The organism is Sulfuricurvum sp. (genome assembly GCF_049277495.1).
In the GTDB taxonomy this organism is placed as follows: domain Bacteria; phylum Campylobacterota; class Campylobacteria; order Campylobacterales; family Sulfurimonadaceae; genus Sulfuricurvum.
Map to the genome: position 1 here is coordinate 1 of NZ_JBASYM010000001.1, position 22,938 is coordinate 22,938.

The window sequence follows — 22,938 nt, forward strand, 5'->3', positions numbered from 1 at the left end:
AGCTACCGCCGCTAAAATTCCTAAAATAACAATTACAAAAACTAACTCGATCATTGTAAAAGCAGTTCGTTTCATTTTTTTGCCAACTTTATTTTAGACTGATTTTTACAATCATTTATAAATCCCAAAAATCAATTCAAAATAAGTATCTATTCCCGACCCAAAGGTCAGGAATAGATAAAAAAACTAATCTAGAATCAATATACGACATTACGTCCAGAAACAGTTACATTCCCTTCCGGAACCATATTTTGAACTCCGTCACAAAGTGCAGACGCTCCGTCACCATGCACTGTTACCATTTGAACGTTACTGGTATTGGTATCATCAATCTGTACTGTCAGACAAACGGCATCTGCATTCGCTTTGTCAATAAATGAAAGCGTATCACCATTAACACTCGCATCACCTGCCGCGAGCATCTCACGCGCTGTATTAGAAGCATTTTCCCATGTAGCTTGACCAGGAGAAAAGTCAACTGTTCCAGTTGCAACGATTGAAGAACCGATTTCTGTTTTCAATGTAGAAATATTGGTAGCCAGTTTTGAAATCTGCGCGTCTTCACGTGTCGCCGCAAGACGTGGAATCGCCACTGCTGCCAAAATACCCAAGATAACGATAACGAAGATTAACTCGATCATAGTAAAACCTGAACGTTTCATGGTTTACTCCTTTGAATTTTAAAATAGTGATTACACTCGTAACCCTATCATCATTATGGACTTCAATATCTTATAAAATGTTTAAATCAAACATTATTTGACAAGATTATGATTATTCGGGTATTTAAAGGTCTCTATGGCATAATTTCCAGTAAATAAAGCGCATTAGTGCGCTGAGCTTCCCGCTGAGGGAAACCCAGTGTTAACGTAGCCAATCGGAACAAGTTCCGATGATGTTAATTTAAAATGGAGACACTATGAAAATTGCTGTACCTGTAATGGATGAGAATCTGAAAATGGCCGGAAATGCCGGACATACCCCTTATTTTGCCGTGTTTAATCTCAGCGGCGGAATGTTTAAAAGTTTTACCCTCGAAGGGCTTCGTGCCAATCCGAAAGCAGCGGGAGAAGAGCACCACGATCATGATGAGCACCACACGTGCGACCACGATGCAGATGATGTCGAACATATCAAAGCACACGACACCATGGCTGACACCATTGAAGACTGTGATTACCTTGTCGTGAAAATGGCATGTAAAAATACCGCTAAAAGTATGAGCAACGTCGGGGTTAAGCTCCAGAAATATAACGGGACCGAGGCATTGGCGCCCAAGATTTTAACCGAATTGGCATCACAATTTAAATAATCCGCCACTTTAATTCTCGTTTAGTTAGAGAACCCTTAAAGCCCTCCTAAAATAGGGGGATCAAGATTGGACTTTCGATTAACTTGCCAATTTTCCTGCATCTTGAGCTGAAATTTGTTTCTGAATCATATCACTCAAATCTTCAAAATCTTCTTTTTGAAGATCCAAAGTTCCATACGCCTTTTCAATCATTTTCAAATCGGTGTGACCTGTATTATTTGTCACAAGTAATGGATTGACTTTTGTACTCAGGGCAATGGACACAAACGTGTGTCTCGTTACGTAAGGTGTTCTTCCCTCAGCTTTGATCCCCGCTTCAAAAAGAGCTTTTCCCCATTCTTCTCGGATCCAATCACGTTTTGCTTTTTTCATATTAGTACGATCAATTACATTTGCATTGGGAACTGTCGGAAGTTCTCCTAGTAGACCCCAAATAATCGATGGCACTTTACTATCGTATTGAGATTTATTTTTATGTGTTTTCAACTTCGCATTTTCTTGACTATAAGTAATGTTAAACTGTTTATTGATGCTGATAATATTGTTTTCAATATCCAAATCTCCCCGTTGAATTCCTAAGACTTCACCATGTCGAATACCGGTAAAAAATGCCAAAATGAGAAACTTTTTGAACTCACCGGGTGCAGCATGAATCATATTCATCACTTCAGCCAGTGTGAATGGCTTCATCTTTTCTTCTTTTTCTCTTTTGGGACGTGTCGCTAGTGTCACAGGGTTCCTGTCAACGCCTACTTCTTCATTTTTAATCGCTTCGTCAAAGGCAAGTGATAATGGAGCCAAGTAGGTACTAATTGTTTTTTGGCTATTTTTACGTTTACTCACCATCGAATCAATCATCTTTTCAATTTCACAGGTTTTATAGGTATTTATAGGTCTATCTCCTAGCAACTCTAAAGCTTTTTTTGCTCCAGATGCATAAGTGGCTTGCGTAGAATAGCTTTTTCCTCGATTTTTGGAATTTTCCAAAACCTTATCGAGATAATACGAGAGCTTGCGAGCTACAGCCGTAGGATCACGTCCTTCTACAAGTGCAGCGATGTATTTTGGTATGATGAACTTATTGATGTGTGCACGATTGACAGAGGTATCTGGAAGACCGGTACTTCTTACTACTGGTTTGCCATTAAACTGGTAACTGGTATATAGCCGATTACTACCCGGCTTTTTAACGATTGTAACATTGTAATTCATGATGCGATTCCTTTGTTTTTGTCGAATTCTTCGAGCCAAAGGTTGTCGCGGTGCCAGAGAATTTTACCATTTTTTCTTATATAGTGAAACCCTTCAATATATTTACCCTCATCAAGCCGTTTGCGTAAAGTAGACTCTGATTTAAGCCCTAGTAATTTTGCAGCACGCGCACTACTTAGAACAAATGGATTGATTTGACGCTGCAACTCTTTATTGACTGTTTCTATTAGCATTTTGAAATGCGGCTCTAGGGTCTTGGTGATCTCAATAATGTCTTCGGGCTCAAGTTTCATATTATTCCTTTATGAATTTTGTTCTACTCTATAATATGTGATTTTCTTTTTTTGCGGAGCAAAATATTCTCAAATTAATCAAATTTTCTTTTCTATCTTCTGATTAGTACAAAAGAATGCTTTTTTCTTCTTTTTTAACCGCTTGCATCTTTTTAAATTATGCTCTACAATTACTCCAATCGCGACCAAGAACGTTCTTGAAAAGTTTCCTGAACAACAAGATGAGTTAGCTATTCATTTTGTTTTCACCCTGTATAAAATCCTGACCAGATTTTTACTATTGTCGAATCATTTAAAAAAGGCCCAATCAGAGGAGGACCTTTTCATGTCCGGATTTCTGCTCTGAACAGAAATTCTTCATACAACAGCTTAGCGTGATGCTACTGCCCCTGAACAGGAGGAACCTATGAAACCATTTCACTACACCAACATCGATATTTTTATCGATAAAAAAATAAAGAAATCAAAGGTTAGTTTTTATCTCTCAAACAATAGAGGAGATCTGATATGAATTTTTTAATCTATACCAGCAGTATCGAACTGTGGACACTGAGTATTTTAATACTGATCGGTGTGGGATTCATATTGTTGGGTAAAACACCGGCTATGCCTTTTTTTGGAATGATCGTCTTGGGAGGAATTGTTTTTATCCTCTATGGAAATCACTGCACTTATGCTGCTAAAGAGTATGTCTTGAAACGCTTTAATGAGGGTGCCGCACTCGAATGCGGATTATGGAGAGGCGAAAGTGTTTTAGTCGATCCCAACAATGGGTGGAGATGGGAAAAACAGATTGGGTTTGTAAAAAACGATCAGATCCGTAATAATCTAAATCTTTGCCATGTTATCAAAGAGAGTGCCCATGAGCCCTCATCGTTTGCCTATTGGCTTGTTTATATCGTTGGGACAATAACGCTTCTGCTCTTTAGAGAAACAACTCTTCCATGGCGTGAATCATTTGATAGAAATATTGAACGCAAGCTGGATAAGGATAAACCCAATGTACAAGAAAGAAAGAAATAAGGAGTAAGCCATGAAAAAGTATCAATCCAACACGGATACACAGGAGTTGAAACGGCTGCAATCGCTGTGGGGATACCACGGCTCTCGTATCAACGAGTGCTTGTAAAAAAGAAGAGATCATGATAATACTTACACTTCTTGGACTGATTACAACCGGTGCGGTACTTTATTGGTTTATCAACTGGTTTAACAGCTACACCTACTATACCTGTGAGGGGTATCAGTTCTTTACCTTTCGATATTCCGTTGCAATCATCTTTGCATACGCAATGATCGTTATCGGATACGGTACCTATAAAGCCTCATTGCTCCATCACGGCGATTTGCTCAACGGTCAACTCATGATAGGGATAGGAGGAGTAATCCTTTTTTTAATCATACTTAGGAATTTTGAAAAGGTCCCGCGAAAGATGGCCATTATAGGCACACTGACCCAGCTCATTCTCTATGTCCCTATCGCTGTTTGTGCGCTCATCATTTTATTTGCCATGGCGGCCTATTTCTCCGAGACCAAACCGGTCTATAGAATCAACGGCAGAGACTAGAGATGAAACGCACACTACTGGCGGGTGCATTGTTTATCCCGCCTATCGTACTAGGTATCCACTCTCATAATATGCATGATTGGATAGGGACACTGCTGATATTCGCCCTCAGTTTTGCAGGTGCACAGATCATCTTTCATCCCGATGATCCATTAACCAAGAAAATACTGGAGTGGTTTTAAGCCTGTATGTAGCAGCCGCTTTCTCAGTAGAGATAAGTACCAAAAAAGGAGATTATAACCATGGGAGTATCGACACATGATCTATGATGCTTATTACCTCCCATCAAACCTTGCATGCGGAAAGATTGAATTTTCAATAGAGCTTGAGTGGGAACGCGAGGATACGAAAGAGGGATTTGAGAAACTTACCCGGGTATTTATGCAGCAGGTGAACACATTTGGGAAAACGATTCCGCTTCCCCAGCCAATAATACAAAAACTTTGTACTGATGAACACATCGATACTCTTTTGCAGGATACCGAGTTTATACCGGAACTGACCTATTTCTTGAAACTCGATTCGAAGGATATCTTTATTTCAAAATACAATGCCGATACATATAAACTTCAGGGGTCGAATGGGATCCGATGTCTGTTTGAGACGATGAGCGGAGAGCTGATTGATGTGGTGAAGACAAACGAGATTTTGGGAGTATTTGAGAAGATGTGGGAGTAAAAGTAAAGTTGATAATTCGGCTAATGTAAAGCAAGTTTTCTACGTCATCCTCCATTAAAAGCCATATTTTCTAAAAACCTCTCCGCAAAATCAGCTTTTCACATATTATAGGGTAGAACAAAAAAAGGGAGGAAACAAATATGGCAACACTGGATAAAGGTACACTGTTTTGGATGAGGATTTCATTGGCAATTGACGTGATGAATTTTATTAGAGAAACTAAAATTGCAGCCATTAAAAAAGAAAATTCTTTTTTAAATGTCAAATTTAAAACGCATTATGCACAAATGATATGGGAGATAATGAGAAAGTACCCTAAGCACAAAACGTTGGCACTGACCGCATTACATGATACAGAAGAATACGAATTCGACAAAAAATCTTCTGTCAATGAATCGGATAAGGATGATATTACTGATGCAGAGTATAAAAAATACGAAAAAGTAAACCACTTACTCCATCTTTATCACATCGTTTTTTATGCATCCCAATTTGAAATCGATAATAAACTCATTCCTGACTTACTTATATTGACACTGTTATATAGCTTCGGCAAAAACGATACGATCAAGGATAAATATGGATCAAATGAATTTAATCTTGACTTGCAGGTCAGCGCCATCTATGCAATAAGCATTATGAGATCGTCCGACGAATATGTTGAAAAAGCGATTAAAACAATAGAGAGAATAATTTTAAATTATAATATTTATTCTAAAAAAGACGACAACATATGTAAGCTCATCGCCATAGCAGAAAAGAAAGCTAGGGCGCTTGAATCGCAAATGTTTTTATAGGTTTTGAGCTATCAAAATTTGAGCTATATGCAGTGAAAGAAACAAATTCATAACTCTGCCAGAATAGAATCCATACAACCCTTTAGGGTCAAAGACATGCTTTAGCAATTACTCACATCTTGCCGTACACCAACCTTTTTGGAGCACGCGTATGAAAATCTCAACATGCTTGAGGGTTCCAAAAATTACTTATTTTTGATCTTTTGTTTCTTTTTAGACGCCAGTTTTACAGATTTTGAAGTAGTTAAATTTGTGTCACTGGAGAGAGATGTAGATACAACCGTATCATCTTTATACTCTTTACCCATAATCAGCATATTTAGCGATTTATATAAAACTGGCTCTTTTTGATAAGCAAGTAAGGAATCCTTCATTACCTTACTGTCATTAGCCCAGTTTAGCATATGCCGATACAGCATTTTCATTGGGTAGACAAAAGCGCCTCCAGCAATAGGTGAGTATTTTTCGTGCTGGGCCGTCCCGGTATATGTGCTGTAGAAGGAAACACTCTCTTTGTCCCTACCCTCTAATATTATGTGGTATCGGACAAGATCAATTTCCTTGCCCAGTTCGATTACAAGATCACTGTCTGCCGCTTTACCACTAGAAAATTTGTCAAGAATGCTTACGGCTGCACCAATACCCATTAATGCCAAGCCCACATTATCGTGGCCGCCTAATGCAATATTAGTCGAAGATCCTGCTCTCATAAGATCGTTGTCAATGGTAGCTTGAGCACTTGGTCTTTGAATTTCACTGGGGATTCCTGCAGCCTTATTGATACCACTAAGAGAAATACCATAAGGCATCTTACTTGCAAGATATTTATTTAGCTCCCAATTTGTTAAGCATGTATCAACCCCGACAGTCATAATGATGTCGGGATTCTGGCTTGCGCTAACAATTTCTGCACCATTTTGCTTTAGCGCCTTCGTCAAAAAATCTTCATAAAAGCAGCTTTCATGCTTATTGATTATGTAGCCTATGCGTTTGTCGCCAAAGAACCTGTTCTCTGGAAATGAAGCAAGTTTAGTTGTAATTTTTGGATTCTGATCTGCAAAGCGTTCGCCGATATAATCCGTCAGAAGATTCCGTTCATCCATTGCTTCCTTAAGACTATCTGTTTTGACAAGAACCTTGATTAGACCTGCATGCTCGCCTTCTTGTGTTATTTCGGAAGAGAGGATATCCCCTGATACAACGAATTGCTTTGATATTTCGAATACTTGATCATAGTAATCTTTTGGTGATTTGCCATCTTCATACTTAATTGCGATTTTCTTTCCACTAAAAATTGAAACTTCTTCAGATGCGGATATCAAAGTGGCAAGTAATAGAAATATTGTCCCCATGGTGACTTTGTTAATCATATATGCAATTCCTTTATTGATTGATTTCAGGTGTATATTGTACGGAAACTAATGAAATGCTTTTGGTGTTTTGATCATCTATTGCAATCAAGATCAGGTATCGATCTGCAAGAGCTTATAAATAAAAATCGGCGATAAATACAAAAACAATGCTCTTCGACTTTGATTATTGAATGGGCGTTCTTATAGATTATTTATACTACAACCACTTATTTTTTAGATGTCTAAAGTATACCTTATTTAATTAAGCAGTATGCTGTTTTTTTTCATTTCGCTCAAGGCAAGGGTTCACTTTACATTGAATCATGCATTTACATTTTCCGATGACAAAATTATTTCTCAAAAGAATTACCCCCTCGCCTGATAGTATTCTGTCATACTCCCTCGATGGTGGTTAATCTCTTCTGTCGTCTCTTTTTTCGCTTCTCTGTCACTCATACCTTTGGTTCTCAAATTCGAATAATTATCAATTGAGAAAGTAACCCGCAGATCGTGAGCTCTATTTTTTTCGATTACTTTTTCTATGTCTCGATAGTATTTCCCTTTCGAAATAATCTCTGTCGATCTCTCTATTTTTTCCTTTAGCTCATTCGAAATTTCTTTCACCCGGTACGGTTGCCCTCCTTTTCCTTTTACAAGCTCGATAGTATTCTCTTTCAAATATTTCTCGCTATGGTTTACGATCTCTCTTGCTTCACTTGCGCGAAATCCATGCATATATTGGAGTTCTGCTATTGCGCTCGATCTCGTGTTAATTGTTGAGATGATTTCTTTTGCTCGATCTTCTGCAATATAGCGCCCTTTCTCAAAATTTTTGTGATCAGTTCGCCCGAGTTCATTTTTGAGTTCAGCAAAAAATTTAGCTCGATCACTACCGGCAACGGGGATAGTAATGTTTTTCGATGCCAGGCCTTTTACTAGAGCTGAGAAATTGCTCACGTATCCCTCAGTAGAAGAGGATTTTAACCCATCCGTGCGCGCTCTTAAAAATTCGGTTACGTTTTCTCGTGTCATTAGTTGATTTAATTTGCCCTCTAAGCCTTTTTCTGTCGTATAGCGTGAAAAGTCCTTAAGAACCATTGTTCGTTTCTCTACGACAGCGTGAGAGTGATTGAGAGCATCGTTCCGTGCTTCGCCCGTTCTTCCCTCTCCTCTGGCTTCGAGCCGATACAGCGCATCGTAAATTTGACGATCGTGATCACTCCCTTTCAAATTAGCCATTTTTGAGCCCTATGTATTTTTCGATTGTTGACCGAGATGGGATTTTTACTTTGGAGTTCGGATACTTCTTCTTTAAAGCGGTTTCAATTGCTTGCGCTCGCTTCCCCGCTTTAGAAAGTTCGTCAATGTCCGAACCATAGCGTTTTAGCATTAATTTTCCTTCGTCCGAGAACTCAAAAAGCCGCTGATCTGTAAAACTTGCTTTTTTCTGATCTATCTCGATCGTTTCAAGAAAACGTCGGATCGAATCAGGTGAAGCATTCGGATTTTTGCGTATAAATCCGTGAATTCGTCCTGCAACTTGCCATAAATCGTAAAGAGCCATATTCTTACCTCCATAAAATGATTTTAAACGCTCCTAAGAGCGTTTAAAACGCACTAAATGCGTTTGGTAAGGCTTGACCCTACCGTGGTTGCGGGGCTTCAAAACACCACTCGCGCGCCCCGTGGACGCTTATGAAGGAGAACTGGAATGTGTGGCTTAGAAATGCGATTTTAAAAAATCGACGAAAATAATGCAAGTAAGGCCATTTTCCTTTCATAAAGTTGGTGTTTTGTGTTGCTGTAGTGCGAAAAATAGGTACTGCTAAATGTGGTTTTTTCGCTGTAGTGTGTAGTGTGATCGGCTTGCAGTTTATAGCCGATTGCCTTTTGTCGAAAGGCGGTTTTTGCCCTACTAAAAAGGCGGTTTTTGAGCCTCAAAATCCCCTCTTTGAGGGGTTTTTCGTCTCAAGGCGCTTGCGCCGTGTCTGACGCGCCCTGACGGGCTCTACAGACACGGCCAAGCCGTTAAATGCGCCCCCGATCGCTCAGCGATCACCCCGTAGGGGTTAAGTGTAGAGAAGCAAAGTATCTTGTTAATTATCGTCCGCTAAAGGAACAAAGAGAGAATTATCCCCGTTTAGGGAATTCTATATTCCCTTAGCGGAGGATAATTACGTGCTTGCTGGTTCTGTAACTTTGCTTTTTAAAAAAGCGGTGCGTTACTGCATAGTGCACATTGTAGTACCGTTCTTGACTGTAACATCAGCAAAGAGAGCGTTAATCGGATCGGATTTATTCCGTAGCTCGCTCCACACTATCCTCTCTTTTTGTTTAGCTTTGCAGAACTATACCTTGCCTTTGGCGTGCCTAAGCAAGGGGGGAAAGTGTTTTTTTTTCTTTCGAAATTAAAGAGACTGCAAAAATTCTACAGAAAATAAAAAATAAAAGCAATACCCTCTAAACGCTCTTCAATCAATTTGAAGGGCATCTTTTCGGCTTCTATGTTAGAATTGTGCATATCGGAAAAAGGAGTATCATTATGGGTATCTATATCATTTATGCCATGATTGGCGTTATTGCCGCAGCTTTGTTTATGATTATTGGTGGAGCCATCACCGGTTTTGTCACCGGAAAGAGAGCTTCGTAAATCGGCCCCTTTGTTTTGCATCTTAGGACACAAACTTCCAAGTCCTCCTTGCAATTGGCTTTAACTCCCCATTTGCTCTCGTCCTTTTGCCATCATTACTTCTAACACCCCCCCCATTCTTGAAAATTAATCAAGTTGGTCTTATGAGAGAATTAGTTTTAAGATAGATTTTTTAGAATCATTCTAGTCCAAAATTAAAATCTCTAATATATCTTCAGGCTTTATTGAGTAACGTGTTCTGCAATTTCTCCACAGACCTTTTGTTAGCTTATCATGAACAATACTCATGTCTTTAGGATCAATGCCCTTCGATGAATAAAGTTCACTATAATCATCTGCTTCGACAGACATCAATGCTACTTTTACGGTTAATTCAACTAGCTTTCCACCATGAAGTTCAACAGCATTTTTAGAGAATACCCAATCTTGGTTACCAGTTAAATATATATAGTGTTTGTCTTCATCTGATGACTGCGAATCAAAGTTTGATGACTGAATATTACTTTGGGATGGAGGTAACAAACCATCTTTTTGAATGCTATCTAATAATGACGAAGAGGTATAATGACGTAAAATACAATACTCATATCTTATGAATTCTTCAAAAGGAATGTGATCTAATACCATCAATCCTCTACCTCTTAAATCTATACATTTTTCCATCTACTTCTCCTCTTATGACGCTCTCAAGCCGCCAAAACTATCAAACACATGCTGATACACCATCTCAACCGAACGTGGCCATAACTCTTCATCGTATTTTTGAGGTAACCGATCCAATACTTCTTCGATCGTCAACCGCACTTTAGCTTTAGTTTGCTGCTTCTTACGCCAGTCAATAACCAAAAGCAGTTTCAATGTCTCTAACAGCTCATGCGCCACTTTTTTAACCTCTATACGCTCTTTTTCAGTCAGTTCAACACCCGATGCAATCAAATCAAAAATTGCCAACTCTTCTTCGCTCAATTCTTCTCGCGTGGCACGTCTCTCTTCGGGATTGAGTTCTTCTTTGATGAAGCGTTTTAGTTCTTCAAAAAAGACTTCGGCATTAGCCGCTCCGAGGTTATACCGCTCTACCAACTCTTGGAACTTTTCTTTGAGATCCAAACGTGAACTGTTTTGCTCGATCATAACGTTCAGTTTTCGCTCAATAATATTCTTAAGTCGTTCCGCTTCGGATCGTGTCGGTGAAGCCATCTGTTCTAACATCTTCATTAGTGCTTCAAAATCGATCTGAGAAATATTGACCGGAGACGGCAGGTGTGATTTAATCTCTACGGTTTCGATTGCATCGTCCAATAGCAAGTTAACTCTATCTCGTAGAACCTGCAATACCTCTTCATCATCAATGTCTTCACCAGCCTTCAACCTCATTTGCTGATAGATGACATTAATCGCTACACGCTCCGCTATAAACGCTTCTGCGCGTACATCCGGTAAGATTCCTTTGAAGATACGATTGATTTGACGCAGATAGGATGTAAATGTTTCTTTATTCGACGGCTCTTGCATCATTTCACTGGCAGCATCGAGCAATCGAAGCTTTTCAAGTTGTGTTGCATTGATAATAGCCTGCAACGAAACACCATGATCGCCTAAAAAGTTTTTAGCTTCGGACATCGCAACCATTAGCGCTTCATACAAACGTTCTTTATCAATAGCCGGAAGATCAATTTTTGATCCATCTAGTGTCGCTCCATACAACCCCAGAGCTTCTCTTAGTGCTCCAAATATACTAATGTAATCGACAACCTGACCATTAGGCTTACCGGGGAAAAGTCGATTAGCTCGTGCTATCGCCTGCATTAGGGTATGACTTTTAAGAGGTTTATCGAGGTAGAGTGTCGAAACAGCAGGGGCATCAAATCCAGTCAGCCACATAGCGCATACAAACACAATACGCAGTCGATCATCGGGATCTTTGAATTTCTCATCAAGCTTTTCATGTTCCATCCGGTATCGGTGCGGTGCTATTTCTACGCCACGTGAACGCAGTCGATCTTCTTCACCTGCACCACCCGACACGACAACTGCCATATCCGTTTGACGCATATACTCGATGTCATTTTGCAGCTTAGATAATACACTGCCTCTTGCCGTTTTTGATTCGGCTTCGAGCTGCTCTATTTTTGCTTTCCACGCTATCTGTACCAAATCATACATCTTGATCGCAGTGGGTTTATCGATAGAGACCATCATCGCTTTGCCCATATATTCTCGCCCCATGAAATGCTCTACGATATCATGTGCAATCGTCTCTAAGCGCTCTTTGCGAGTGATGATATGATAGGCACTGGCAAATTCTCTCTCCATCTTCGACTCTTGTTCATCACTCAGATCAGCCTCATCGAGTAGTTCGAGAATCGCATCTCCCAAATCATCGCGCTTCAATCCTACTTCGGGAACACGGTTTTCATAATAGAGCGGTAACGTCGCACCATCTTCAACTGCATCGGAGAAATTGTATACGCTCACATAATCACCAAATACCTCTTTGGTTCTCTCTTCACCAGAAAGCAGTGGTGTTCCCGTAAACGCGATAAAAGATGCTTTAGGCAATGCGGAACGCATATTCATTGCCATGGATGAATACTGACTTCTATGGGCTTCATCGGTAATGACAATAACATCATCACGCTCTGATAACAGAGGGTAGATCTCACCAAGAGGTGCACGGAATTTTTGAATGAGGGTAAAGACAAATCGGTGATCTTCGCTGAGTAGACGTCGCAAATCATCCCCTGAATCTGCTTGGCACTCTTCTGCCAATACACCTGCACTGTGAAACCCTTTGTATATCTGATCATCCAAATCACTGCGGTCAGTCACGATAACAAACGTCCAGTTACCCGGAATCTTACGAAAGATTTTCTGAGCAAAAAATGTCATCGAAAAGCTTTTTCCACTCCCCTGTGTGTGCCAGAACACCCCGAGTTTTCCTTCGATTTCCTTGATATGTCCGATACCTTTTAATGATTGGTTGACACCGAGGAACTGATGATATTTTGCGACGATCTTTACGGTCTCTTTTTTCGTGATATAGAGGGTGAAATTTTCGATCAAATCAAGCAAGCGGTTTTTCTCGCAGGTTCCACGTAGTATCACTTCCAAACTTACTCGTCTCGGCTCATCTTCACGTTCAACTTTTTTCCATTCGCTGAAATGTTCCCAGCTGCTCGAAATCGTCCCTATCTTAGAAGCAATACCGTTTGAGAGGATAATGAGCTGGTTGTACCAAAAAAGCTGAGGGATAGATGATTTATAATCTTTTAGATTTTCGTTATAGGCTTTAGAGAGTTTGGCATGTGATGATTTGAGTTCTATAAATACAAGTGGAAGTCCGTTCACAAATCCGATCAGATCCGCCCGTTTAGGTTGCGTTTCCCCCATAATCCAAAACTGTGAACACAGCAGAAAATCATTCTCTTCCGGCTGTTCCCAGTCGATCACACGAAGGGTCACATCTTCGCTTTCTCCCTCATCATTATGGACGCTCAGCTTCAAACCGTCTTTGATTATTTTATAAACCTCTTGATTCGCTGCTATCGGGCTCATCGCGGAACGATCCCGCATAATCATATCAGCAGCTTCAGAGAGGGAAATTTTAGAAATAGAGGGATTCAATTTTTCGAGAGCATGGAGAAGTCGCGGTCGCAGCACTACTTCACTACGATTAAAACGTCCCAATGTTCCGTTTTCACCGAAATCTTCTTTGTAGACATTTAGATTTTGCCATTGCATCTCTTGAAAGATACTTAGTGCGCTTTGTTCAACGATTGAATCTTCGGTGTAGCTCATGTTTCATTCCCTAATTCAATTTCCAACTGATTCAGATGAGCTTTGGCGACTTCCCATGGCAATCGCCTTTTCTTCTCACGCATACTAACAAATAACTCTCGTCCTTCTTCGATAGTGATCAAACGGTGACGAATCATATGCTCAACAATCCAAATTGTTCCAAACAATACCACAGCTTCACTCTCTGCCGCTTGTCTTAAAGCTCCATCACCGGTTAAAAGTGGGCATGAACACTCTTTAGCCAAAGCAAGAGCAAAGAGATCATTTGTACCCGGTTGGGTATATTTTGCCGATAGTTCAAATGCATAAGCCATTGCTTCACTGCTTAAACTTCGAATTTCTAATCCATAACTCAGTAATTCGTTATGATGAATCTTGAGTTCTTCTTCGTATAAAATATCAGGGACAGCAAACGTATAGGGCAATTGGAACATTGTCCCTATATGCCCTACAACGATTAAATCGATTAGAATATTGCTGTCACTGATTAGAAGCTGCATGTTTAGGCACTCATCATGCGCATATGATAAAAATCAATTACACTCATTCCCATGAGCTGTGCCCCTTTGGACTCACCGATAAAATCCTCAGCCAAAGCATGAAAAACCAGTTGCTCGAATACATGAGGTTTTTCCGATGGATAAGGTTCCCCAGGTTCTTCTTTGAGCCATTTTTTGTGCTTAAACATTTCCCACAACGTAGAGTATGTTTTTTTCTCAATAATTCCAGTCTGATAAGCTCGGATAACAGCGCCCATCATACTGATACCAAATTCGTGCTTGAGTAAACTCAATTCTCGAATTTCTAAAAAATTGCGTCGTTCACCAAGTTCATGTTGGATCGCATGTGTCGGCAATAAAAAAGCACCTGCAAAACGGTTTGCTGCTTTCTCTTCATCGATCTCTTTAGGTAATTTCCCTTTCAACACTAAATGACCTAACTCATGTGCCAATGTAAAACGCTGTCGATCACCCGGCCAATCAGCGCTGATGACAATAATAGGCTTATCTTCAATTTTTGTAGCCAAGCCATCAAATTTACTGTCAATACTATCATCGATAGAAAAAACGCGGATTCCATGAGCTTCTAACACGTCGATCAAATCCAGAATCGGTGCCGATCCCAACTCCCAATCCGCACGTAACCTATCGACAAATCCGTCGATATCTTCTAAACACATAACACTTGTCGGTAATTCAGAAGAAAGTATAAATTCTGGCAAAGGTGGATTAGGAAATACCGATTCAAGTTCAAACCGTTTTTCGATCTGGTCTAATATCTTCGCATTAATCAAATCCAGCGATTTTTTTGGTATCTCCCGTTTTCGGTACTCGACAGTATCAAGATTTAAACTTACAGATTGTTGGCGAAAGAAATATTCCACTTTAACATTTAAAGCCGTAGATAATTTTAATAACATTGATGAATCAGGGACAAGTTGATTCTTTTCAAACTTCGAGATAGCGGTTTGACTAACACCCACTTTTTCACCCAGTGCGCGTAGTGATAATCCAGCTGCTTTACGTGCCCGCTCTAGTCGTTCTCCAAACATCGTCACTCCTTCGATGGTTTACAGATTAACTGTTCTTTATATAGATTGTAAAGTAAATTTGCTTCATAAAGGCTGAACAGGTTGACATTTATGTTTAAATTAAGTATAGTTGTAAACATAATTCACAAAAGGAGTACAAAATGTTGAATTTAGATATGACAAAACTTCTCAAAAATATAATTGTTCCTCTCGTAGAAAGCTATTGGCTTGCACTATTACTGATACTTATTGTAGGAATCTTTTTATATTTATATAGATACGATTTAGCTGATACCTACCGCGAACGTAAAAACAATACGAAAATAGCACTTAATATGATAGCAATACCTGCTTTGCTCTTTATCAGCTATCTGTTTTTGACCGAGTCATATTGGATACTTTCATTCTTAATTGCGAGTATTGTTTACTACAGCTTAGAGCATCTTGGATTGTTACCAACATTTATTTCATTGCGTAAGGAGTATTACTAATGGAGAAATTCAAAATACTTGCCCTCGATGGTGGTGGGGTCAGAGGATATTTAACAGCGATTTTTCTCAAAAAAATTGAAGAACATATCGATCATAAAACTGGGGAGAAGATACCTTTAGGACTTCGTTTTGATTTAATTGCAGGTACATCAACAGGTGGAATTATCGCAGGTCTATTGTCAATCGGAAAGAGTGCATCAGAAATTTTAGAAATGTATGAAGCCGATATCCCACTTATTTTTGGACCGCTTATGCGCAAGAATCCAGTTAGCTCTACATGGGCACCTAAATACTCATCCACTAGCTTATCACAAAAAGCAGAAGAATATTTTACTGATTCATCAATAACTCCCTATACATTTGCCGATGTCAAAACAGATCTATTAATTACATCTGTCGATTTAACAACTGCCAAACCGCGATTTCATAAATCTGACTACATGTCACGGAATCGTTCTCGTATAGATGAAAAATTATCAGATGCGATTTTAGGTTCAACAGCTGCTCCAACATACTTTCAAGCTGCAAAATCAAAATATGCAGAGGCTTTAATCGATGGTGGTATAGCTGCCAATAATCCATCACTGATAGCTCTAATTGATGCGTTGCAATTTGAACGATCAAGTAAACGAGGAATTCCTAAACCAAATTCTATTTCTGAAACATTATTGCTTTCAATCGGCACAGGACAAATTGGAGAAGTGCCATACGATGTAGATAAACTTAAAAATGGGGGCAAGTTGCAATGGGCAAAACCAATAAGTGATATTTTGATGGAATCACAATCACAACTTGCAGCTTATCAAACAAATTTTTTATATCAACTACACAATGCGTCATATTTACGCATCAACCCTCAGTTAATGACTAAAATACAACTCGATGATGCGACAAGCTTCAATCGTTTAAAAAGTATCGCTGATTTAGATCAAGCGCAATTCAACTTTATAAATCAAAACTTCTAAAAGGATTACCATGACATTTGATAAACAGTTCAAAGATTACCATGAGAATATAAAATTGACGACTTCTAAAAAGAATAGTCTTCGCTCAAATAAAGACGCTTTACGAAATAAAATCAAAAAAGCCTTTACTGACAACAATAGAACCCCGACTCCAAAATTTTTCATTCAGGGTTCTTTTTCCATGTATACGACGATCAATCCATTAACTAAGCAATACGATATTGATGATGGCTTGTATCTACAGCATCTCGATACATCAAAACCAGTATCTGAATGGCCATCACCTGTTACGGTACATCGCTGGGTAGTCGATGCCATAGATGGACATACAGGCACACCTCCAGTTGATAAATCACAATGTGTACGGGCAATTTATGCCAATGAAGAAAAACATGTAGATATTCCAATCTATGCTGAAAAAGATGGGACATATTATTTGGCAGTTAAAAATGTTGGTTGGATTGAAAGTGACCCCAAAGCAATAAAAGAATGGTTTAACAAAGCCACTACTGCAAAAGGTGAACAATTACGACGTATTGTACGCTGCTTAAAGGGATGGAAAGATTTTAGAGAAGATGAAAACTCATCTGTTACACTCTATGGTGGATTTCAGCTCACAGTTTTAGCTGAAAAACACTTTCAATCTGACAATAGCGATGAAGTTGCATTCTTTAAAACGGTAGAGAGTATTTATAACAATCTGAGTACCTATCGATATTCTTTATCACACCCAGTTAAACTTGGTACAGACATAACAGTTCACTATTCCGATACACGAAAATCGAAGTTTCAAGAGGAATTTACATCTTTATATAACAAATCAAAAGCTGCGCATGATGAAATAGACTGTGTTGAAAAATCCAAAAAATGGCAGAAGGTTTTCGGATCACGCTTTCCTACGACAAGCTATAAAGACTGCATGGATGAAGAGAGCGAACGTTCGTTAGCAACCATAACATCTACAGCCAGTCGACCTTGGCTAGGGAAATAAATAGATGTGGTGGAAAACCAATCCTTCCTTTTTCACGGAGGAGCAGGAACGTCTTGCTATAAATTATCCATCACTTGATTGTCTTATTGAAAACAACACTGTTTACATGCGTGGAAAACTTCAAATTGCAAACATTGCGGCATTTGATATTGAGATAAAACTACCCGACGATTATCCGAATTCTCTACCGGAAGTAAAAGAACTTGGTGGAAAAATTCCTATCTCAGGTGAACGTCACATCAATTATGATGGGACATGCTGTCTCACGGTCCCTGTAAAAATGCATCAAGCTTTGGGAAAAGATTATTCGATTACAGACTTTATCGAAAAATTTGTCATGCCATTCTTTGCGAATCAGGTTTACTATGAGATACATGGTGTATGGGCGAATGGAGATTATAGTCACGGAGATCTAGGAATACTCGAATGCTACAAAGATATCTTGAAACTATCAAATTTGCAACAAATAACTGAATTGATGAAAATAGCCCTGCAAATCTTCCCAAAAACTACTAAAACATGCCCCTGTCGAAGTGGAAAAAAGCTTCGAGACTGCCATCTTCCCGAATTAATCAATTTAAAAGCAACAATTCCCACTAATCTTCTTAAAAAAAATTACAAAACTTTCATGAGCTATATCAGATAACAGGAATCTTCCCCGAAATCAGCTTCGGCAAAAGCATATCACGTTGAGTTTTTAGATTTAAATTCTTAAATCCAAGAACATTTATTTGGTCAAAAAAGCTTTGAATCGGTTGTATAAATTTTTTCAGTATTGCTTCCGGAGGTATCAACACTGTTTCTTGTTCTAAAAAAACTTGAAATTTAAAATTTGTAATTCCTGTTGATTGCACTTGATATTTATCTATTTGTCCATTATCGTAAATTTCTTTCAGATGAAGGTAAAAATATTCTGCTGGAACAATATTATTCCCTCTAATCAGTTTACAAAAACTGGCACACATCACATCTTCATGCAAATTATTTAACAATTTTTTTGAGACGAGTAGTGCTCGTCCTACAGGCTGTCCTTTACTTCCTCCTGACACTTCAAATACTATGTCTCCAATCTCAAGTTTTCTACTCTTTAAATTAGACACGCTATGAAATCGATAAGGAATGACTGAAGAATTCCCATGTGTTACATGATTTATATCAGTTCCTCTAATTACATAGGCTGGTTGGCTGTGTTTTTCATCTGGTTTTTCTTGCCCCCATCCTCCACCGATATGAAAATCAACCAATTGATCAACTTTCAATATACTCCAACCTTCTGGTATCTGCCCCAACTCCGAATCGACCATTTTGACCTCTTCGTGACCGGGAAATCGAAATTTAACAAACCATTCACGATAAAGGCTTCGCGCCATCTCTTCAAGGATCACAATGCGGCGGTTGTTATTTTCGATCAGGTCATCGTAAGCGGAAAGGATAGAAGCAATCTTGTGTTGCACCTCAATGTGTGGAAGTTTAATTTTTAAATTTTCTGCATCGCCTACACGCATATGCTCAACCGTAGAGCCAGAGCCCGAAGCTCTTATTTGTCCTTGCATAAAAGACTCTTGCAAGGCGTACAATAAAAAATGATTATTTAATTTTTCTGGATTCGCTCTGTACTGCATAAGGCGCTGACCCAAAAAGATTTTTTCATTACTTTTGAGCATACCTACTTCCCCAAGAGGGGCTTCACGGGTTAAAATAACATCTCCATACTGTGGAACCACGCGTCGAGTCCATTTTTCATATACTTCTTGAGTCACATAACGTGCACCTTCAAGATTTACCGTACCGTTTTTAACATTTGTAGTTCGAATCATTCTATACGGTGTGATGTAATCAACAACAGGTGCAGTTTTATTGACACAGTCTACCACTGACTCGCAAACTTCTTTAACTACAACCTCAGGCCATTGTGAACTCATCCCAAAATCTCCGCCACATTCTCTGCAATGCTTCGTTCCAATTCATGCGCTTCGGCATTAAGCACTTCGAGCTCTTCTTGCAACGTTTCGAGTCGGATAGCAAATTCCTCTTCGTCGTCTTCTACCCCTGCGGCAACACCGACATAGCGCCCCGGATTGAGGCTGTAGCCCTGCAAGGCGATTTCATCAATAGTGACAGCCTTACACAATCCAGCGATATCTTGATACACACCCTCTTCGAAAAACTTCTCTATCGTGTATTCACCATCGTTGCGTCCGTCCTCATGGTGAGTTTTATAGGTGTCATCAGTCGCTTCACCCCGATAAAGTCGGACGATATCAGCGATAAAATTCAGCTGTTCAGAGCTGTAATCACGCACCGATCGAGTGACCTGCTTGAAGATATGGCGTGCATCGATAAATAGGACTTTGTCTTTTCTTGATTGCGGTTTGCCCTTGTCCAAAAACCAGAGGGTACACGGTAGCGTCACGGTATAAAAGAAGTTCGAGCTTACCGCAACCATCACATCCACTCCGCCACTTTCAATAAGCTGACGGCGGATCTCCATTTCGCTTCCTCTGGCATCTGCCGCTGAGTTCGCCATGACGAATCCGGCACGGCCGGTGTCATTCAAACTCGCATAAAAGAGCTGTATCCACAGATAATTGCCGTTGTCAGTGTTGGGCATCCCGAAGGGGAAACGGGCTTTGTCATCCGCTATTCGCTCTTTTTGGATATTGTTGACGTTGAAAGGTGGATTTGCCATGACAAAATCAAACTGTCCGGCACATTGGTGAATATCCTCATAGTACGAGTTCCCCTCACGAATATCCCCTTGCAAGCCATGAACCGCGAGATTGAGTTTCGCGATACGGACGGTGTCACCCGTCTTTTCTTGACCGAAGATCGAGAGCTCACTGCTGGCGTTTCGGTTGTGTTCGGCAACAAATGATGCACTGGAGACAAACATCCCGCCGCTTCCACAGGCAGGATCGAAAACCTTGCCGTGATAGGGTTCGATGATCTCGGTGATGAGACGTACTAAATGTGCAGGGGTAAAAAACTCTCCCCCCCCTTGCCCTTCGCTCTTGGCAAACTCGGTGAGAAAATACTCATAGATACGCCCGAATACATCCGTACCGATGTCGAAACGAATCCCCGCAAAGTTTTTCAAGAGAGTGATAAGGATGGCATTATCAAATTTGGTATAGGTTTTCGGGAGAGTATCACGGATCGCTTCATTCTCGGCTTCGAGCGCTTTCATCGCGTCATTGATCGCACGTCCGATATCAGCTCCATCAGGAAGTTTTAGGAGATTATCGAACAGTGCAACATCGGGGACATACATTGCCCCCTCAGCCTGAATTGCGGTTTTTATATCTATTCCGCGACGACGGGAAGTTTGAGCAGATTCAATCGCTTCTTTGGCTATCAGATAGCGATATTCAGCATATCGTAAAAAGATCAGTCCCAATACCGGACGAGAATATTCTGATGCAGTTAAATTGGAATTGGCGCGCAGCTCATCCGCCGCTGACCACAACCGTTTTTCGAGTGCTTCGATGTTTTTAAAACTCATTATGATTCCTGACCAAAAAAATGTTTGTTAATGTTTGATATTTTATCTTTTAAGACTTCAATCTCGTTATAAATTTCTATCTCTTCATAAAAATGTTTTAATGCACGCTCTTTTAGTTTTCGCTCTCTAAAAGGTACAACCAAATCTTTCAGTGCACTCGTTGGTATTTGTGGCACTGCCGCACCGGCAGTAATCGATGCAAGTAAATGCTGACCAACCGCTGATTTTAAATACATATACAGATAAATTGCATCATCTTTTTCATTCAATGATGACACACTAATTACCTGAAATGACTGATTGGCTAGCCAAAAGCTTTCACCGATATCTCCTACAATCGCTACTTTACCAATACTCCCTTTTACCCCTAGCAAAATATCATAGGGATGGAGCCGGTATGTTTCAGCCTTCGCTTTTTGTTCTTTGACTCGAATCACTCGTTCCGTTGAGCTCAGAAATCCACATTCAGGTATATCGCTGGTCATAACCATACGACATTCGATTCCATCATCTATTTCTTCATCTTTAATAAGCTGAGAACGTTGTAGAACAGCCAAACTACTAAGTTTTTCAGTATTGTGTGCCTCAAGGATATTGTGAATATTCTGATCATCTACCGAGACAATATAACGTGATGGATTGAGACTGTTCTGATTTCCTTTTAGCTCTTCATAACTAACCAACGCCGAAACTTCTTCAACACTTTCTCGTTTTTCCAGCAAATCTACGATCGTTTCAATGTTTGTCAAAACATTTTTCTTTCCGACTCGTTTTGTCATTTTACTGGCATCGATAAACAATACATCGCTAAATGTATGCTGATTGTTCAACACCAATATAGCCGTTGGAATGACACTTTGAATAAATAAATTCCCCGGCAATGTAATAATTGCTTCGATCTGCTTATTTGCTAGTAACTGCTCACGAATCATCCAATCCGCAGCACTTCGAAAGAGTAACCCATGTGATATTACAAAAATTGCACGCCCTGTTGTTTGTGATAATGTATGCTCAATAAGTGCAATTTCACCATTTCTGCTTGATCCATTCAACGTATCTGCAACACGATAACGATCCCATCTAATATTGGCAATTTCTTTCTCTGCTTTGATACCGCCAAAAGGAGGAATAGCTACACTAACATCAAATTGCTTCAAAGTTCGCGTTTCCAAATCAACAAATGTTGGCTCATATATTGGATTGTTGATTGCATATTCCATATTGACATGATCAAGATAGCGACTTAATTCCAAAACAACCGGATTGAGATAAATATTTTCAATAAACAACTTTTTATTTGCCTCTTTACCAAGCTCTCCAGCCAGTAAAGTACCCGATGTGAATGGGATATAGACACTTCTAGGATTATCATGATCAGCTATTTTTACCAGTAAATCAACAAGTTCTTCCGGTTGGGCGAACTCACCGAATTTACTTCCCTGACGTTCTGATAAAACATTGAAAGCTTCAGACACATTAGGAAATACTAAATTATCACGAACAAATTGAATGTATTCGTTTAACGTTTTACTATCTGCATGATATTTCCATGAATACTTTTCAATCTGTGAATGAAACACCTCGCTGTGGTTAGCTAATTCAACAAACAAGATCCCCATTTGCCCAAACTGTACTTTTCCATCAGCATATTTTTCAATACAAATTTCTTTTGGTATTGCAGCCGTATCAGAAAGATTTTTCCAAGTATGTAATAAATAGAGAAATGTTAATGAATCCATTGAATTCATTTGGCTTGGGTGCGATTCGATAAAACTTAAAATTTTGTTTATCATATTAT

Annotated in this window: 24 protein-coding genes; 10 read left to right on the forward strand and 14 right to left on the reverse strand. The window is 39.5% G+C overall.

Annotation, left to right across the window (positions count from 1 at the left end; translation table 11 throughout):
• Positions 1-75, reverse strand: a 75-nt coding sequence (locus WAO38_RS00005) for a prepilin-type N-terminal cleavage/methylation domain-containing protein (RefSeq protein WP_422233255.1), incomplete at its 3' end; no start/stop codon positions are given.
• A gap of 122 nt (positions 76-197) precedes the next feature.
• A complete protein-coding gene (locus WAO38_RS00010; RefSeq protein ID WP_422233115.1) occupies positions 198-662 on the reverse strand; it encodes a type II secretion system protein in 465 nt (154 codons plus the stop codon).
• 257 nt (positions 663-919) lie between these two features.
• On the opposite strand from WAO38_RS00010, the gene WAO38_RS00015 reads away from it, so the two are divergent.
• Positions 920-1,312, forward strand: coding sequence for a hypothetical protein (locus tag WAO38_RS00015; RefSeq protein ID WP_422233117.1), 393 nt, complete (start codon positions 920-922; stop codon positions 1,310-1,312).
• 78 nt (positions 1,313-1,390) lie between these two features.
• On the opposite strand, the gene WAO38_RS00020 is transcribed toward WAO38_RS00015, so the two are convergent.
• Positions 1,391-2,524: a tyrosine-type recombinase/integrase gene (locus tag WAO38_RS00020; RefSeq protein WP_422233119.1), complete on the reverse strand. Its 1,134-nt coding sequence runs from the start codon at positions 2,522-2,524 to the stop codon at positions 1,391-1,393.
• Complete coding sequence (locus WAO38_RS00025) at positions 2,521-2,817, reverse strand: hypothetical protein (protein ID WP_422233121.1); 297 nt, start codon at positions 2,815-2,817, stop codon at positions 2,521-2,523. The genes WAO38_RS00020 and WAO38_RS00025 overlap by 4 nt, the downstream gene beginning before the upstream one ends.
• Before the next feature lie 507 nt (positions 2,818-3,324).
• Here WAO38_RS00025 and WAO38_RS00030 point away from each other — a divergent pair.
• The 5 genes from WAO38_RS00030 to WAO38_RS00050 all read left to right on the forward strand — a co-directional run bounded on the left by WAO38_RS00030 (position 3,325) and on the right by WAO38_RS00050 (position 5,860).
• Positions 3,325-3,840 (forward strand): hypothetical protein, encoded by a 516-nt coding sequence (locus WAO38_RS00030; RefSeq protein ID WP_422233122.1) that lies wholly within the window; start codon positions 3,325-3,327, stop codon positions 3,838-3,840.
• 119 nt (positions 3,841-3,959) lie between these two features.
• The gene (locus WAO38_RS00035) at positions 3,960-4,385 is read left to right on the forward strand and encodes a hypothetical protein (protein ID WP_422233124.1); all 426 of its coding nucleotides are present in this window, start codon (positions 3,960-3,962) and stop codon (positions 4,383-4,385) included.
• Between the two features lie 2 nt (positions 4,386-4,387).
• Complete coding sequence (locus WAO38_RS00040; RefSeq protein ID WP_422233126.1) at positions 4,388-4,567, forward strand: hypothetical protein; 180 nt, start codon at positions 4,388-4,390, stop codon at positions 4,565-4,567.
• A gap of 76 nt (positions 4,568-4,643) precedes the next feature.
• A complete protein-coding gene (locus WAO38_RS00045) occupies positions 4,644-5,063 on the forward strand; it encodes a hypothetical protein (protein ID WP_422233127.1) in 420 nt (139 codons plus the stop codon).
• A 140-nt stretch (positions 5,064-5,203) separates the two neighbouring features.
• Positions 5,204-5,860, forward strand: coding sequence for a hypothetical protein (locus WAO38_RS00050; RefSeq protein WP_422233129.1), 657 nt, complete (start codon positions 5,204-5,206; stop codon positions 5,858-5,860).
• A 185-nt stretch (positions 5,861-6,045) separates the two neighbouring features.
• On the opposite strand, the gene WAO38_RS00055 is transcribed toward WAO38_RS00050, so the two are convergent.
• The 7 genes from WAO38_RS00055 to WAO38_RS00085 form a co-directional block, all read right to left on the reverse strand.
• A complete protein-coding gene (locus WAO38_RS00055; RefSeq protein ID WP_422233131.1) occupies positions 6,046-7,230 on the reverse strand; it encodes a hypothetical protein in 1,185 nt (394 codons plus the stop codon).
• 348 nt (positions 7,231-7,578) lie between these two features.
• Positions 7,579-8,451: a hypothetical protein gene (locus WAO38_RS00060; protein ID WP_422233133.1), complete on the reverse strand. Its 873-nt coding sequence runs from the start codon at positions 8,449-8,451 to the stop codon at positions 7,579-7,581.
• Complete coding sequence (locus WAO38_RS00065) at positions 8,444-8,776, reverse strand: hypothetical protein (protein WP_422233134.1); 333 nt, start codon at positions 8,774-8,776, stop codon at positions 8,444-8,446. The genes WAO38_RS00060 and WAO38_RS00065 overlap by 8 nt, the downstream gene beginning before the upstream one ends.
• A gap of 1,269 nt (positions 8,777-10,045) precedes the next feature.
• Positions 10,046-10,525 carry a hypothetical protein gene (locus WAO38_RS00070; protein WP_422233136.1) on the reverse strand — a complete coding sequence of 160 codons (480 nt, stop codon included), beginning with the start codon at positions 10,523-10,525 and terminating at the stop codon, positions 10,046-10,048.
• Between the two features lie 12 nt (positions 10,526-10,537).
• Complete coding sequence (locus tag WAO38_RS00075) at positions 10,538-13,660, reverse strand: type I restriction endonuclease subunit R (protein WP_422233137.1); 3,123 nt, start codon at positions 13,658-13,660, stop codon at positions 10,538-10,540.
• The gene (locus WAO38_RS00080; protein WP_422233139.1) at positions 13,657-14,160 is read right to left on the reverse strand and encodes a PIN domain-containing protein; all 504 of its coding nucleotides are present in this window, start codon (positions 14,158-14,160) and stop codon (positions 13,657-13,659) included. The genes WAO38_RS00075 and WAO38_RS00080 overlap by 4 nt, the downstream gene beginning before the upstream one ends.
• Positions 14,161-14,162: 2 nt before the next feature.
• On the reverse strand, positions 14,163-15,212 hold the full coding sequence (locus WAO38_RS00085) for a helix-turn-helix domain-containing protein (RefSeq protein ID WP_422233141.1): 1,050 nt from the start codon (positions 15,210-15,212) through the stop codon (positions 14,163-14,165).
• A gap of 140 nt (positions 15,213-15,352) precedes the next feature.
• Between WAO38_RS00085 and WAO38_RS00090 the strand changes: the two genes are divergently transcribed.
• From WAO38_RS00090 to WAO38_RS00105, 4 genes are read left to right on the forward strand one after another with little or no spacing between them, the layout of a single operon-like run.
• Positions 15,353-15,682: a hypothetical protein gene (locus WAO38_RS00090; RefSeq protein WP_422233143.1), complete on the forward strand. Its 330-nt coding sequence runs from the start codon at positions 15,353-15,355 to the stop codon at positions 15,680-15,682.
• Positions 15,682-16,647 (forward strand): patatin-like phospholipase family protein, encoded by a 966-nt coding sequence (locus WAO38_RS00095; RefSeq protein ID WP_422233145.1) that lies wholly within the window; start codon positions 15,682-15,684, stop codon positions 16,645-16,647. The genes WAO38_RS00090 and WAO38_RS00095 overlap by 1 nt, the downstream gene beginning before the upstream one ends.
• A gap of 10 nt (positions 16,648-16,657) precedes the next feature.
• Positions 16,658-17,638 (forward strand): cyclic GMP-AMP synthase DncV-like nucleotidyltransferase, encoded by a 981-nt coding sequence (locus tag WAO38_RS00100; RefSeq protein ID WP_422233147.1) that lies wholly within the window; start codon positions 16,658-16,660, stop codon positions 17,636-17,638.
• Positions 17,639-17,642: 4 nt separating this feature from the next.
• On the forward strand, positions 17,643-18,284 hold the full coding sequence (locus WAO38_RS00105) for an SEC-C metal-binding domain-containing protein (RefSeq protein ID WP_422233148.1): 642 nt from the start codon (positions 17,643-17,645) through the stop codon (positions 18,282-18,284).
• Here the strand turns inward: WAO38_RS00105 and WAO38_RS00110 are convergent.
• From WAO38_RS00110 to WAO38_RS00120, 3 genes are read right to left on the reverse strand one after another with little or no spacing between them, the layout of a single operon-like run.
• Positions 18,277-19,560 carry a restriction endonuclease subunit S gene (locus tag WAO38_RS00110; protein WP_422233150.1) on the reverse strand — a complete coding sequence of 428 codons (1,284 nt, stop codon included), beginning with the start codon at positions 19,558-19,560 and terminating at the stop codon, positions 18,277-18,279. The two genes, WAO38_RS00105 and WAO38_RS00110, sit on opposite strands and share 8 nt — an antisense overlap.
• A complete protein-coding gene (locus WAO38_RS00115; protein WP_422233151.1) occupies positions 19,557-21,140 on the reverse strand; it encodes a type I restriction-modification system subunit M in 1,584 nt (527 codons plus the stop codon). The genes WAO38_RS00110 and WAO38_RS00115 overlap by 4 nt, the downstream gene beginning before the upstream one ends.
• Positions 21,140-22,933 carry an N-6 DNA methylase gene (locus WAO38_RS00120; RefSeq protein WP_422233153.1) on the reverse strand — a complete coding sequence of 598 codons (1,794 nt, stop codon included), beginning with the start codon at positions 22,931-22,933 and terminating at the stop codon, positions 21,140-21,142. The genes WAO38_RS00115 and WAO38_RS00120 overlap by 1 nt, the downstream gene beginning before the upstream one ends.
• Positions 22,934-22,938 lie beyond the last annotated feature (5 nt).